The 12,655-nt window shown below is 59.9% G+C and carries 12 protein-coding genes; 4 read left to right on the plus strand and 8 right to left on the minus strand.

The window, feature by feature from the left end:
• Positions 1–365: zf-HC2 domain-containing protein (locus VL547_RS22380; RefSeq protein WP_325582166.1), on the minus strand; the 365-nt coding region annotated here is incomplete at its 3' end.
• Positions 362–871 (minus strand): RNA polymerase sigma factor, encoded by a 510-nt coding sequence (locus tag VL547_RS22385; protein ID WP_325582168.1) that lies wholly within the window; start codon positions 869–871, stop codon positions 362–364. The genes VL547_RS22385 and VL547_RS22380, both read right to left, overlap by 4 nt.
• Positions 872–1,083: 212 nt before the next feature.
• On the opposite strand from VL547_RS22385, the gene VL547_RS22390 reads away from it, so the two are divergent.
• Genes VL547_RS22390 through VL547_RS22400 form a run of 3 tightly spaced genes read left to right on the plus strand, consistent with a single transcriptional unit; the run spans position 1,084 to position 2,459 of the window.
• Entirely contained in the window at positions 1,084–1,407 is a 324-nt protein-coding gene (locus VL547_RS22390) for a metalloregulator ArsR/SmtB family transcription factor (protein ID WP_325582170.1), read from the plus strand.
• A gap of 6 nt (positions 1,408–1,413) precedes the next feature.
• Positions 1,414–1,881, plus strand: a complete 468-nt coding sequence (locus VL547_RS22395) for an SRPBCC domain-containing protein (RefSeq protein ID WP_325582172.1) — start codon at positions 1,414–1,416, stop codon at positions 1,879–1,881.
• The gene (locus VL547_RS22400) at positions 1,878–2,459 is read left to right on the plus strand and encodes a YdeI/OmpD-associated family protein (RefSeq protein ID WP_325582175.1); all 582 of its coding nucleotides are present in this window, start codon (positions 1,878–1,880) and stop codon (positions 2,457–2,459) included. The genes VL547_RS22395 and VL547_RS22400 overlap by 4 nt, the downstream gene beginning before the upstream one ends.
• On the opposite strand, the gene VL547_RS22405 is transcribed toward VL547_RS22400, so the two are convergent.
• From VL547_RS22405 to VL547_RS22425, 5 genes are all read right to left on the minus strand, one after another.
• Entirely contained in the window at positions 2,431–4,209 is a 1,779-nt protein-coding gene (locus VL547_RS22405; protein ID WP_325582177.1) for a hypothetical protein, read from the minus strand. The two genes, VL547_RS22400 and VL547_RS22405, sit on opposite strands and share 29 nt — an antisense overlap.
• Positions 4,210–4,291: 82 nt before the next feature.
• Positions 4,292–5,368 carry an NHL repeat-containing protein gene (locus VL547_RS22410; RefSeq protein ID WP_325582179.1) on the minus strand — a complete coding sequence of 359 codons (1,077 nt, stop codon included), beginning with the start codon at positions 5,366–5,368 and terminating at the stop codon, positions 4,292–4,294.
• A 117-nt stretch (positions 5,369–5,485) separates the two neighbouring features.
• Positions 5,486–8,059, minus strand: coding sequence for an ROK family protein (locus tag VL547_RS22415; protein ID WP_325582181.1), 2,574 nt, complete (start codon positions 8,057–8,059; stop codon positions 5,486–5,488).
• Positions 8,060–8,155: 96 nt separating this feature from the next.
• Entirely contained in the window at positions 8,156–8,899 is a 744-nt protein-coding gene (locus tag VL547_RS22420) for a GntR family transcriptional regulator (RefSeq protein ID WP_325582183.1), read from the minus strand.
• Between the two features lie 46 nt (positions 8,900–8,945).
• Positions 8,946–9,713 carry a ThuA domain-containing protein gene (locus VL547_RS22425; RefSeq protein ID WP_325582185.1) on the minus strand — a complete coding sequence of 256 codons (768 nt, stop codon included), beginning with the start codon at positions 9,711–9,713 and terminating at the stop codon, positions 8,946–8,948.
• A 102-nt stretch (positions 9,714–9,815) separates the two neighbouring features.
• Here VL547_RS22425 and VL547_RS22430 point away from each other — a divergent pair, with 102 nt between their 5' ends.
• Entirely contained in the window at positions 9,816–12,254 is a 2,439-nt protein-coding gene (locus VL547_RS22430; protein WP_325582188.1) for an ABC transporter permease, read from the plus strand.
• A 20-nt stretch (positions 12,255–12,274) separates the two neighbouring features.
• On the opposite strand, the gene VL547_RS22435 is transcribed toward VL547_RS22430, so the two are convergent.
• The coding region (locus VL547_RS22435; RefSeq protein WP_325582190.1) for a TOBE domain-containing protein at positions 12,275–12,655 on the minus strand (381 nt) is incomplete at its 5' end.

Consider the following 12,655-nt stretch of genomic DNA (forward strand, 5'->3'; position numbering starts at 1 on the left):
TCCGGACCGGTATGGAGCCGGTACCCGATCAGCATGCCCACCAGGAGGATAGCCGCGGCCACCGCCGTTTTGCCAAGGGCGGAAAACCAGCTCATGCGTACCACCTGGCCACCGGCCCGGCGCTTCGACGCCTCCTGCGCTGCGGTTTCCTCCTCCACCATTTTCAAAAAATTGTCCCGGAGCGCTATGGAGGGTCGAACCGGCCGGCTATTTTCCATGGCTGTAAAAAGCTCTCTGAGTTCGTTCACCTCCCGGCTACAGTCGGGACAGGTCAGCATATGACGTTCCACGTCCGACGCCAGGAAGGCGTCCAGCGTCCCATCGACCAAATCGGGCAATAGCGCCTGCACTTCTGCACATGTCATGTGAAATAGATTTGTCTCAATTCCTTGATCGCCCGGTGCACCCGTACCTTGATGGCCGGCACCGAAATGTCTTTTATCTGTGAAATCTCGTCGTACTTCAATCCCTGGAACCGGCTGAGCACGATCAACTCCCGCTGCTCCGGGTCGAGCCGCAGCAGGGCCGCGTCCAGTTTTATCAGGTGGTCCTCGTTGTACCGCTCGTCCTTGCCGGCAATCCTTTCCAACTGTTCCTCGGGCGTCCTGTACCGGTCCGGCCGCTTCGCCTGCTCGTTACAGAAATCCACGTGGATGTTCCGGGCCATGCGGTATACCCAGCTCCGGAAGGTTCCCTGTTCCGCGCTGAACGACAACCGGTATTTCATGACCCTGTAGAACAGCGTCTGCGTCAGGTCCTCGCTGACCGGCTTGTCGAAGGTCAGCTTCCAAAAGAAGTTGAACAGCTTCAAATGATAGCGGTCGAACAGCTCCGTGAGTTCCGAGAGATGCCCCTCCTTGACCCGTAACATTATTTTTTCGTCTGTTAGTTCGGCCGGCAGCATTTTTTTGTGTTGCTTGATAGGAATACCCCAGAAGGGAATAAAGGTTACAGAAAAAACCCGGGAATTTTTCGCCGGGGGGCGCCGGGGTCAAAAAAATTGCGAGGCACAGGGCGCGGGGCGCCAAAAAAGTTTGCGAAGTCAAATAACTACGCATATATTTGTAGTCAAATAGCTTCACAATGAACCTGAGAAGGGACGTTTTCCAGGCCATCGCCGACCCGACCCGGAGGGCCATCCTCCTGCTGGTCGCTTCCCAATCCATGACGGCCGGTGCCATTGCCGCCAACTTCGACACCGCCAGGCCGACGGTATCCAAGCACCTGCAAATCCTCACCGAATGCGAGCTGCTGACGCAACAACAAAACGGACGGGAAATCCACTATCACATAAATGCCATCAAAATGAAAGAAGTAGACGACTTCATCGAACACTTCCGCCAGATGTGGGAAGACCGGTTCAACAAGCTGGAAAACCTCATGAGTAACTATAAATCAAAAAAATAGCCTCCCATGGAGAAAAAAACGAAAATCAACGCCGAAGATGGAAAGCAGGACTATGTCATCACCCGGGAGTTCGACCTGCCGGTAGACCTGCTGTTCAGGGCCCACGTCGATGGCGACCTGGTCGGGCAATGGATGGGAACGAAGGTCCTCCGGCTCGAGGGTAAAAAACATGGCAGCTATCATTTCGAGACCGCGGACGTCCAGGGTAAGGTGTTATTTGCCGCCAGCGGGGTTTTCCATGAAGTGATCCCCGACAAGAAGATCATCCGCACTTTCGAAATGGAGAACGCCCCGGTAGGCGTCCAGCTTGAAATCTATACCTTTGAAGCGCTGACCGGCGACACCAGCAAGCTGCACATGCACGTCATCTATGAATCGGCGGCCCTGCGCGACCAGGTGATGCAATATGGGCTTGCCCAAGGCGTCGGGATGGCGCACGACCGTTTAGAAAACGTTGTAAAAAAATTGAAATGAATCCAAAAGTCGACGCCTTTCTCGAGCGGGCCCAGCAGTGGCCAAAAGAAATGGCGGCATTGCGGGCGATCGCGCTCGATTGCGGGCTCACCGAGGAGCTGAAGTGGGGGAAACCCTGCTATGCTTTCGAAGGGAAAAACGTCGTCGTCATACAGGGGTTCAAGGCGTATTGCGCGCTGTTGTTTTTCAAGGGAAATTTACTGTCGGATGTCCATGGGCTCCTGGTGCTCACGGGCGAGAATACGGTGGTGGGTCGCCAGCTCCGCTTTAACAGCGTTGCGGAGATCGTGGCGCAAAAGGCGGCTATAAAGTCCTATATCTACCAGGCGATCGAGGTGGAGAAAGCGGGGATAAAGGACCCGGTTGTCAAAAAGGCGGCCCCGGCCATCCCACCAGAGCTCAAACAGGCTTTCGAGCGGAAGCCTGCGTTAAAGAAGGCCTTCGAGACGCTGACGCCGGGTCGCCAGAAAGCCTATATCATTTTCATCGGCCAGGCCAAACAATCCCAGACCCGGGTCACGCGCGTAGACAAATGCGCGCCGCAAATCCTCAAGGGGCTGGGATTAAACGAGGCGTAACCAGCGTTACAAAACTGCCGGCCGGCAGGGTCACGCTGGCCTTACCGTTTGCTACTTTGACGGTCGCGGCGGCATCCATTGATTTTAGCGCATTGGTAACGTACACCTGCAACGTCTTTACGGTGGCAGGCAGGCCCTCGATCACGGCTTCGCGGGTGGCGCCGTCGTTGACGACGTGAAGGGCCATATTGCCTTTGGCGCCAAGGGCCGCGCAGGCAATGCCCGGCCGGTCGGCGCTGATGGGTATCGCATTGAGCCCGGCGGGGACCGCTGCCAGTTGACGGAGGTTCCAGAAGCGTTGGGTCGGCGTTCCATTGTCCGTTAACAGCGAATAGTCTCTTGTGAGCTGCCACTGCAGGATGCTCAGGGGTTGACAGATCGCCATCAGCCGGGTATACAGCGCGATTTCTTTCAGGGCATACGTCGGTTCCACGAAAACGGCCGGATAGGCCCAGGCAGCCGCGTCGATACTGCCTTCGGCGACGATCAGCGGGAGGTGCAGCCGGGTGGCGGCGTCGGCCCAGTGCCGAAGCGTAGCAGTGTCCCAACCCCGCCAGGAGTGGAAGGAAACCGCGCCGATATACGGCAGCGCCGCCGTGTCCTCCAACGCGGGCTGTATAAATGCCCAGGTGGTGGCGTCCGAGTTGTCACCCAACAGGAGCTTTGTCTTAAGGCCGCGACCTTTTAAGTAGGCTCCGAATCCCTTGATGAATGCGTCGTGCTGTTGCGGCGTCATACGGACGTTGATGCCGATGTCGGATTCGTTGAAGGAAAAGAATTTTATCTCGGTGCTGAGATCGTCTCTCAGGTAAACGATGTAGTCGGCCAGGGAGCGGTAGATGTCCTGCATCTTGTCCTGGTTCAGGGCATTGCCCCAAACGCCGTCGACGCCGGGCTGCGCCTTGTACGGGCCCATGATCGCCCAGTCCGGCGGGAACCATGCGGAAAGGATCAGGGGGATACCCAGCTTGCCCAACCCCGCGGCCATGCGCATCGACTGCTGGACGTGAGGGTCGTTTACCTGAGTGGAGTCCGGTGTTGGTTGCCAGGAGCGCCAGGGCAGCTCTACCCTGCCCCAGGCGACGCGAAGGTGGGTCAGGTTGTAGTCGATGACCTTGGGGTCCCTGGGGTTCTGCAGCCGGAAGTTGCCGCCCACGCCGTCGAATACGCGGCCGGGCTGGTCGGGATTGACTTTTAGATGGACGGGCGTCCGATCGATCGTCGTTTTGACGTACAGGTCGATGGTCGCTTTGATACTGTCGCCGAGCGCGGCGTCGCCCTGGTGGATCGGGAGGTTGATCTGTATCGGCGTACCGGCGGCCAGCGTCCGGGCGCCGAGCGCGCCGGCTTCGTAGCGGATGGTATCGGCATTTTTGCTGTCCGCGGGCACCTGGAGGGAGAAGTAAATGCCTTCCAGGTGCTGGTCGGCAGCGGCGTAACAGGTGATGTATATCCGGGAGTGGCCTTCTTCCAGGTCTTCCGCCGTTTCGGTGAAATAAAGGCTGTCGATGCGCGTCGTCACGTACTGGCGGCCATCCCTGCGTTCGTAGCGGGGCTTTTGTCTTTCCCTGGCGGTGCTCACGATGCGCGTACCGTCGCCAGAGACGACGCGGAGACTGGTCGTGAAGGGGACGAGCTGGCCCTGGACGCGGATACCGGAGAGGTTGCCCCACGGCTCGAGGGAGGATTGGGCGTGGGCGCCGGGGGCGGCGAGCGTTGCCAGCAAGACGAGTTTCCGAAGGATAGACATGGTGGCAATGTAGCCAAAATCCCGGAACCGGTGCGGCTCATTTGCGGGTTATGGGCGCCGCGAGACGCGGCGCCCATTCGGCTCACTTGAAGGTGATTTTCCGAAGCGCATTGTTGAACTCATCGATGACGTACAGGTTGCCGGAAGGATCCAGGACGATGCCAGCAGGCCCGTTGAACAAGGCGGCTGTGCCCACCCCGTCGGCAAAACCGGAAGCGCCCGTCGGGCTGCCGGCGACCGTCGTCACCGAGCCGTGGCTGACCTCGCGTATGTCGGTGTGATCGGATACAAAAATATTACCCTGGCCGTCGACGACTACCCCATGCGGGGCCGCGAATTCGGCGCTGGCGACCGGGCCGTCCTGATAGCCGATAGAACCGCTGCCGGCCACGGTCGATACGCTGCCGCCGCTGATGACCCGGATAACGTTGTTGCCCTCGTCAGCGACATAGATGTTGCCCGACGCGTCCACGTACAGCCCAAAGGGCGACTGAAACGTCGACGAAGCAACCGGGCCATCGGTATAACTGCCGTTGCCCGGCCCCGTGGCGCCGCTACCGGCAACCGTCGTTACCACACCGCCGGGGGTGACCTTCCGGATACGCTGGTTGTACGAGTCCGCTACGATGACGTTGCCGTCGTTGTCGATGCCCAACCCGTACGGATAGTCAAATTGGGCGGAAGAACCGGTCCCATCCTGGTAACCCTGGGTCCCGCCGGCCAGTGTCGTCACGGCTCCCGAGGGCGAGATCTTACGGATGTCGGCGTTGGCCCATTCCGACACATACAGGTTACCCGCTTTGTCTATGGTCAGCCCCGCAGGTCCGTATAACTGCGCGGCCGTACCCTGCCCGTCCAGGTGTCCTGCATGGGCGCTGCTGCCGGCAAACGTCGTAACTACCCCGTCCGGGGTTACCTTCCGTATACAGTTGTTGTTGTCGTCGGCCACGTAGAGGTTGCCGGCCGCGTCCATGGCCAGACCCAGCGGTTGGTAGAAGGTGGCCGAGGAGCCCGTCCCATCCCCCGAGCCGGCGGAGCCCGAGCCGGCTATGGTCGTGACGGTTGCGGTTTTGGGCTGGCTGCTGCCGGTGGACGAAGAGCCTTTGGAGCAGGCGGCAAGTACAGTGATGGCGCATAGGCAGAACATAGCATGTTTCATAACTTGGAGCATTTGTTGGCTCAAAGATGTACACGCTACTGCGGGAGTTGCGGAATAGTCGACGAAAGGGACTTTAAAATCGCCGGGCCACACCGCGGGTCGCCGGGCGCTGCGCCGCTAGCGCTTGATGAAGGCCTTCACCACTTTTACGGGGCCCTGCGCTTCGAGCGTATACTGCCTGGCGGCCGCGGGGATGACGAAGGTCTCGGCGTAGGGATAGTACTTCCGGCCGCCGGGTGTCTCCACGGACACACCCTTGCCCTCCACAACCATGAGGACATGACAACCGTCTTCGGTGTCCACCGTGACGGTACCGCTGAACTCCAGCCGGTGTACGTCGTAGAAGTGATCGGGGTGTGTGGGCAGGTGAACCAGGCCTTCGGAGAGGGTTCGCGGTTGGGAGATCAGCTCCCGCGCGACCTGGTCCCCCTTCCGGCTGAAGTCGAGGTTGTTGAAGGCGTGGGCGATATTGATGGGGCGGGGTTCGCCGTTGAGGTCCAGGCGCAGCCAGTCGTACATTTTGAAGGTGTATATGTACGGCGTGGCGCTGATCTCGAGGACGAGGTTGTTCTTCCCGGAGCTGTGGATGGTGCCGTGCGGAATGAGAAAAAGGTCGTGCTTGCTGGCGGCGTGCCGCTGGACGAACCGTTCGATGTCCACGGGCGTCTCTTCCGACTGGCTTTGCTCCAGGGCCTGTCTGAAGGCGCCGGCCTCGATGTCTTCCTGGAACCCCAGGTAGACGCCGGCATCCGGGGCGCAGTCGAGGATGTAATAGGTTTCGTCCTGGGTGATGCGCTCCCCGAAGTGCTCGCGGATATAAGCCAGATAGGGGTGGCACTGGATGGAAAGGTTCCCCCCGTCGAATGTGTCAAGGAAGTCGAAGCGGATGGGGAATTCGGTATTGAACCGCTGCGCGTCGCGCCCCAATACCGCTTTTGATTCCTGCTCCATCAGCCAATCGAAGGCCACCTCCAGGAGGTTGCCTTCGCTTTCGAACACCAGGCCGTTCTCGGGGACGATCAGTTCGAAGGACCAGGCGTAGTTGACCTCCTCTTTCGGGAGACCTGGGATATGGGCTTTGAGCCACTGGCCGCCCCACGCGCCGGCTTCGAACCAGGGGCGTACGCGGATTTGATCGCGGGCCATGTCGTGCAGTCCTTTTGACAGCGCTTCGGCTGTCGTCCAGGTGATGTCGTCTTTCCATTGGCCGTCGGCTACGATGGCTATGTTGTCCTTAATCTTTTCCCGATGATGGTTGAGCACGACCCAGTCGATGAAATAATAACGTTTGTACATTTCCGTGGGGGCCTCGGGGGCGGTCATCCCGAGGTTTGTCGTGCTCCCGGCGCGCATGCGATACTGGATCTCGTTTTTGGGGAGGTCGATGTAGATGACAGGGGCGTCCTCCCAGGGCGCAAGCGCGGCACCCGGGCCAAGCAGGATGGAGGGGCCGTCGGGTTCGGTCAAGCGGAGCGTATGCAGGTCGATGAAGTCGTCGAGGCGTCTTTCGGTGATTTTCCCCCAGACGGAGCCGGGTTCGCCCATGTCGCCGGCCGTCATCGCGCGAATGTCTTCTTCGGTCCTGAAGACCGTTTCATACCACAGGTATCGCCCCTGCAGCGCTTTTGTAAGGTGCGTGCGCAGGGCGTCCCAGTCGACGCCGGCGTAACCGTCGATGCGCACTTTGGGGTGTTGGGCGATCCAGGCGGCGAGGGTTTCGTAGCCGCGGTGGATACGCCCGTTTTCCAGCGCATGAAAGGGGAAGCGGTCGTAGGCGCTCGTTCGTTCCCTTTCGATGGTTATGGGGAGCAGGGGCTGGGTCGTTTTTCGCCAGGGGCCGTTATCCTTTTGCGGTATCGCGATCGAGGCGGCGCCGGCTATCGACGACAGCTCCATGCGATCGGAGCAGGCAATGGGAGCAGTTAGTTGTACGGTTGGCAGGAAAAGGTCGGCGGCGTGGGTGATGCTGCCGCCGAGTATGACGATCTCGGATTGGAAGCTGTTGACCCAGGGGGCGAGGACTTCGCCGAGGGCGCGGCCGAATGCGGCGAAAGCCGCCTTGGCGGAGGGGTCGCCCTTGCGGGCGAGGTCGGCGAGGGCGCGGACGCCTGGGGAAGCGGGACCGTAGGCCGCCTGGAGCCCGCGGGCGGAAACATAGTCTTCGGCTATGCCGTCCCGGAAGGACATGTTGTAGAGGAAGCCGCCGGGGGGGACGCCGGAGCCGGAACGAAGGATGCGGCCGTCTTCGATGAAGGCGCAGCCCAGGCCGGTGCCGAGGGTGAGCGCGATGGCGCGGCGGTGACCGGCGGCTTTACCGATGAGCGCTTCGCCGAGGCCAAAACAAAAGGCGTCGTTTTCGAAAAAAACGGGGAGGCCCAGCGCGTCGGTGAGGGCCTGGCGCACGTTGAGACCCAGCAGGCGGTCGTATTTGTGGAGGCCTTCGATCAGCGATATGCCGCGGGAATAGTCGAAGGGACCCGGCATAGCCAGGCCGACGGCTTCCGGCGTCTGGCCTGGGAGGCGTTCCAGGGTCGAACGGATCGCGCCGGCCCAGGCGCCGATGACGGCCCGGGGGGAAGCGGCGGCATCCAGCGGGGCGCGGGTCAGGGTTTCTTCCAGTACCTGTCTGTTCGAATCATTTACCCAGGCGGCGGTGACGTGGGAGCCGCCAATGTCTACTCCAATCTTCATGCTTGTTGATATGTCTGAACATAAAGATCGGGGAAAAATCCGAATTCGGAGCCTAACGGCACCGCGAGGCCGCCGAGGACTCGGCGGCGCCGGGACCTAGGGCTTCTTGATGTCGATGGAATAGGTGAATTTATCGGAGCGGTAGTACCCGATGTTGTACTCGATCGCGCGGTCGCCGGGGTCGAAGACGTAGCGCTCGCGGACGAGGATGGGGGCGTGGGGGTCGGCCTGGAGTTTTTTGGCCAGGGGACCGGCCAGGCGGGCGCTAATATGCTCGCTGGAGCGGACAACGACTACACCGAATTTCTCTTCGAGGAGCCGGTAGAGGGGGACGCCGAAGTCTTCCTCTTCAGTAAGGCCGATCCGGGGGTGGAAAAAACTTTCAAAATATACGAAGGGCTCGCCCGCGGTGCCCCGCAGCCGGGAAAGCCGGATGACGTTTCGGTGGAGGGGGATGTTGAAGAAGCGGGCGATCTTTTCGTCAGCCTTGATCTTTTCGACGCGGAGCTCGATGTTTTCGATCGGTACGCCCTGCTGGAGCATCTCCTCGGTAAAGCTGTACCAATGATCCAGGCCCGTGGAAAATGCTGGCTGGGCGACCTTGGTGCCCACGCCCTTTTTCCGGGTCAGGAGACCCTCGTATTCCAGCTTGTTGGTGGCCTGTCGGATGGTATTGCGGGATACGCCCAGGCGGTTGGCGAGCTCGACTTCTTTCGGGAGGAAGGTCCCGTTCCGGTATTCAGGAGCGTCGATCAGCTTTCTGAGGAGCTCTTCCACCTGGGTGTGGAGGGGTATTTTGCTTTGATGATTGATCTGGAGCTTCATGAGAACTTCCGACAAACGTACATAATTTGCGCGAGATCAGCGCGGGCGGGCTTCGGGCGCGTTAACGGTCGCCGCGGCGACCCAGCCACTGCAGGGCGTGCATCACCAGGCTGTCCTGGGGAGCGCTGCTAAAGGTTTGGGAAAGGGTGGCGTTCGTGTGGCCCTCATAGTCGATGTCGTTGTGCCCGAAATTACAGTAGACCATGTGGTAGCGGCGGTTGGTCCAAACGAGGGGGTAGGAGCCGCTGTGCCAGATTTCGGAGGGTTTGGGGCCCGTTCCCAGCGGGTAGCTCGTCGAATCGACGGAAACCAGGATGTCTATGTCCGGGTTGCGCCGGAGGTCCCCGGACCAGCGGTACCATTCGCTGGGCGCGCTCCGGAAGGTGGGTGGCAGGCCGCGGGTAACGGGGTGCTTCGGGTCTTCGACCCGGAATACCGCGGAGACCGGCCGCCAGGTATTGCTTACATAGGACCCCGAACCCAGGAATACGTGGTGGTACCAGGGCCAGTCGTCGGGGTAGTCGGAAGGGGTCAGCGCAAAGGCTGCAAAGTGAAAGCCCATCCACGCGCCGCCGCGCTCCATGTACCTTTCGAAGGCGGCCCTGACAGCGGGTGAATCCGGTCGCGCGTCCAGGAAAAGGACGACCTGGTAATGGGAAAGCGTACTATCGTTGAGGTCGTTCCAGTTGTTCGTGGAGTCGTAGGTAAAGTGATATAGACGGGCCATTTCCGGGAACCACCGGTTGGCTTCGTGGACAAAACTGATGTGCGCCTGGTCGTGGCGCGCGGTAAAAAAGGCGAGGACGTGGAATAGGGCAATCGTTTTCATTTGCGAACAACCGTTGTATCAAAAACGAACAACCTAAATTAAGATAAAATATTGAATAATAGCGAACTATAAATCGGTATAGGTTTAGCGGCTGGGAAGGATATGCTCAAAAACTACTTCCTGACGACGCTCCGCTTCCTGTCCAAGAACCGGACGTTCAGCGTGATCAATATCGTAGGTCTTGCCCTGGGCACGCTGTGTTGCCTGTACATCGTCCTGTATGTGACGGGCCAATTCGGCTATGACCGGCAACACAAGGACGTCCGGGACATCTATCGCGTCACTACGACGCTGATGCATTCGGGGGAAAAGAAAGTGTTCGCGACCGCTTCCCCACCCACCGCTCCGGCGCTGAAGACCGATTTCAGCCAGGTGGCGCAATATACCCGGGTGGCCTATCCGGGCATGCTTAGTGAAGCCGAGCATCAGCTGACGTATAAGGACAAGACCTTTTTCGAGACCGGGGAAGTGGTGGTGGATTCCACATTTTTCGACGTATTCAGCTATCACTTCGTACGCGGGCGGGCGGTGGGTGCGCTGGACGCGCCTTATTCCATGGTGTTGATGAAGCGGACCGCCGACGAACTGTTCGACCCCGGCACGGATCCGATCGGCAAAACCGTCCGGATAGCTGACAACTTCGGCAAACACGACTTCACGGTCACCGCGGTGGTGGATGAGCGCCTCGGGCCTTCGCACATCGAAGGCAATTTTTTTGTCAACATGAACAGCGGCGGTCTGGGCGAATTTATTTTACACAACCAGACGTGGGCGGGGCAGCACTTTGTCTATTCCTATGTCCGGCTGCAACCGGGTACGGACCCCCAAACGCTCGAGCGGCAAATGCCCGCTTTTATCGAGCGGCACGCGGGGAAGGACCTTAAGGCGGAAGGGATGTCCAAGAGCCAGCACCTCCAACCGGTTACGGACATCCATACATCCACGGAGTACAGTCCCGAAAACAGCAAACCCATCGGTACGTCGTTTTTGTACCTTTTGCTGTCGATAGCCGGTCTTATCCAGCTCGTCGCCTGTATAAATTTTATGAACCTGTCCACTGCCAGGGCCTCCAAACGCGCCAAGGAGGTGGGCGTCCGTAAGGTCATCGGCGCGGGAAGGGGCGACCTCGTCCGGCAATTCCTGTCGGAGTCGCTGGTCATTTCGGTCATCGGCGTGTTGGGCGCCCTGCCGCTGTTGTACCTGGCGCTGCCTTACCTCAACGGGATCACGGGCAGTCACGTGGCGTTCTCGCTCTTCTCCGACTACCGGGTGTGGCTGATCCTGGCCGGGATGATCGCCGTCACCGGTATCGGTTCGGGCAGCTATCCCGCTTTCTATCTTTCCGCCTTCAGGGCCATCAGGGTCATCAAGGGAAATTTTACGAACCATATCAGCGCCGCGGGTATCCGGCGGTCCCTGGTCGTTTTCCAGTTCGTCCTCTCCATCGTGCTCATCATCGGGCTTGTCGTGGTGTACAGCCAGCTGTCCTTCATCCGGCATAAGGACCTCGGCTTCAGTCCGGCACAAAAGCTGGTGTTTACCTTCCACACCGGAGAAACGCAAACGCGGATCCCTGCTTTTATGGGCGATATCCGGAACCTGCCGGAGGTGTCCGGCGTCTCGCGAGCCAACAACTATCCGGGCGCCTTTGTCACGAACGACCGCGCGGCGTGGCTCCCGGGGCATACGCTGGCGACCGCCGAGGACGCCAAGTTTATGATTGCGGACGAGCAATTTTTGCCAACGACGGGCATCCGGCTGTTGGGTGGCCGTAACTTCAACACGACCGACTCGGGAGCGGTGTTGATCAACGAAACCCTGGCCCATAAATTGGGATTGACCAACGCCAACGCCCCGGGATACCGCCTGATCCTGGGGGACGATGTGCAGGCGCACATCGTCGGCGTCATCAAGGACTTCAACTACAATTCCCTGCACGATCCTATCGGTACCTTTATGCTATTTTACGGGAACGGGCGGTCTACGTTGGACCTGGGGTCGAGTCTCCCCTATGTCGTAGTGAGCGTCGCCAGCACCGACTACGGCTCGCTGCTGGCGAAAATGGAAACCATTTGGAAGCGCGATCTGCCGGGTATTCCTTTTGAATACACCTTCATGGACCAGGTCGTCCAGGGCCAGTACGAAACCGAGATCACGCTGGCGCGTATCCTCGATTCCTTTACGCTCATGGCCATCTTTATCTCCTGCCTGGGGCTCTTTGGACTGGCCGCATTCAGCGCGGAACAGCGCATAAAGGAAATCGGCATCCGGAAGGTACTCGGCGCCAGCGTTTCGGGTATCGCGTTGTTGTTGACGCGCGACTTCTTGAAGCTGGTGACGATCGCGCTGGCCATCGCCACACCCATCTCCTGGTGGGCCATGAGCCGTTGGCTGCAGGGTTTTACTTACCGTGTAGGCCTGCAGTGGTGGATGTTCGGGTTCGCGGGCATTATCGCCGTGGTCATCGCTTTGGTGACGGTCAGCGCCCACGCGATACGGGCGGCGCTGGCGAAGCCGGTGAAAAGCCTGCGTTCGGAGTAAGCGACAGCCCAGCTCACCGCTCAGATGAACCAACCGGGCCCGTCGGGGAGCCCGAGGCTCACGGTGTCGCCCACGTGCAGGTCGTTGCGGCGTGTATGTGCGGTGACCGGCCCCGCGGAGGTGTCGACAACGAGCTCGTACACGTCTCCCAGGAACGACGCGCGTATGACGGCCCCGGTGACCGGACCCTCGCCGATGCGGATGTCCGCGGGCCGTACAAACCGCCGCTGTTCGCCGATAAGGTTGTAGTCCCCGAATAGACCGGCGACGTATGTATCGACCGGCTTCCGGTATACGTCGACGGGGGTGGCGGTTTGAACGATGTCGCCTGCGCGCATCACCTTGATCTCGTCCGCCCACGGGAGCGTGTCCATGGGGTCGTGGGACACCATAAGCACCGT

The sequence above is a fragment of the Dinghuibacter sp. genome (assembly GCF_035492835.1).
Classification (GTDB): Bacteria; Bacteroidota; Bacteroidia; order Chitinophagales; family Chitinophagaceae; genus Dinghuibacter.

Bases quoted from the DNA above. Each gene is read 5' to 3' on its own strand.
- VL547_RS22385 (WP_325582168.1), bottom strand. From the start codon at position 871: ATGTTACGGGTCAAGGAGGGGCATCTCTCGGAACTCACGGAGCTGTTC.
- VL547_RS22390 (WP_325582170.1), top strand. From the start codon at position 1,084: ATGAACCTGAGAAGGGACGTTTTCCAGGCCATCGCCGACCCGACCCGG.
- VL547_RS22395 (WP_325582172.1), top strand. From the start codon at position 1,414: ATGGAGAAAAAAACGAAAATCAACGCCGAAGATGGAAAGCAGGACTAT.
- VL547_RS22400 (WP_325582175.1), top strand. From the start codon at position 1,878: ATGAATCCAAAAGTCGACGCCTTTCTCGAGCGGGCCCAGCAGTGGCCA.
- VL547_RS22405 (WP_325582177.1), bottom strand. From the start codon at position 4,209: ATGTCTATCCTTCGGAAACTCGTCTTGCTGGCAACGCTCGCCGCCCCC.
- VL547_RS22410 (WP_325582179.1), bottom strand. From the start codon at position 5,368: ATGAAACATGCTATGTTCTGCCTATGCGCCATCACTGTACTTGCCGCC.
- VL547_RS22415 (WP_325582181.1), bottom strand. From the start codon at position 8,059: ATGAAGATTGGAGTAGACATTGGCGGCTCCCACGTCACCGCCGCCTGG.
- VL547_RS22425 (WP_325582185.1), bottom strand. From the start codon at position 9,713: ATGAAAACGATTGCCCTATTCCACGTCCTCGCCTTTTTTACCGCGCGC.
- VL547_RS22430 (WP_325582188.1), top strand. From the start codon at position 9,816: ATGCTCAAAAACTACTTCCTGACGACGCTCCGCTTCCTGTCCAAGAAC.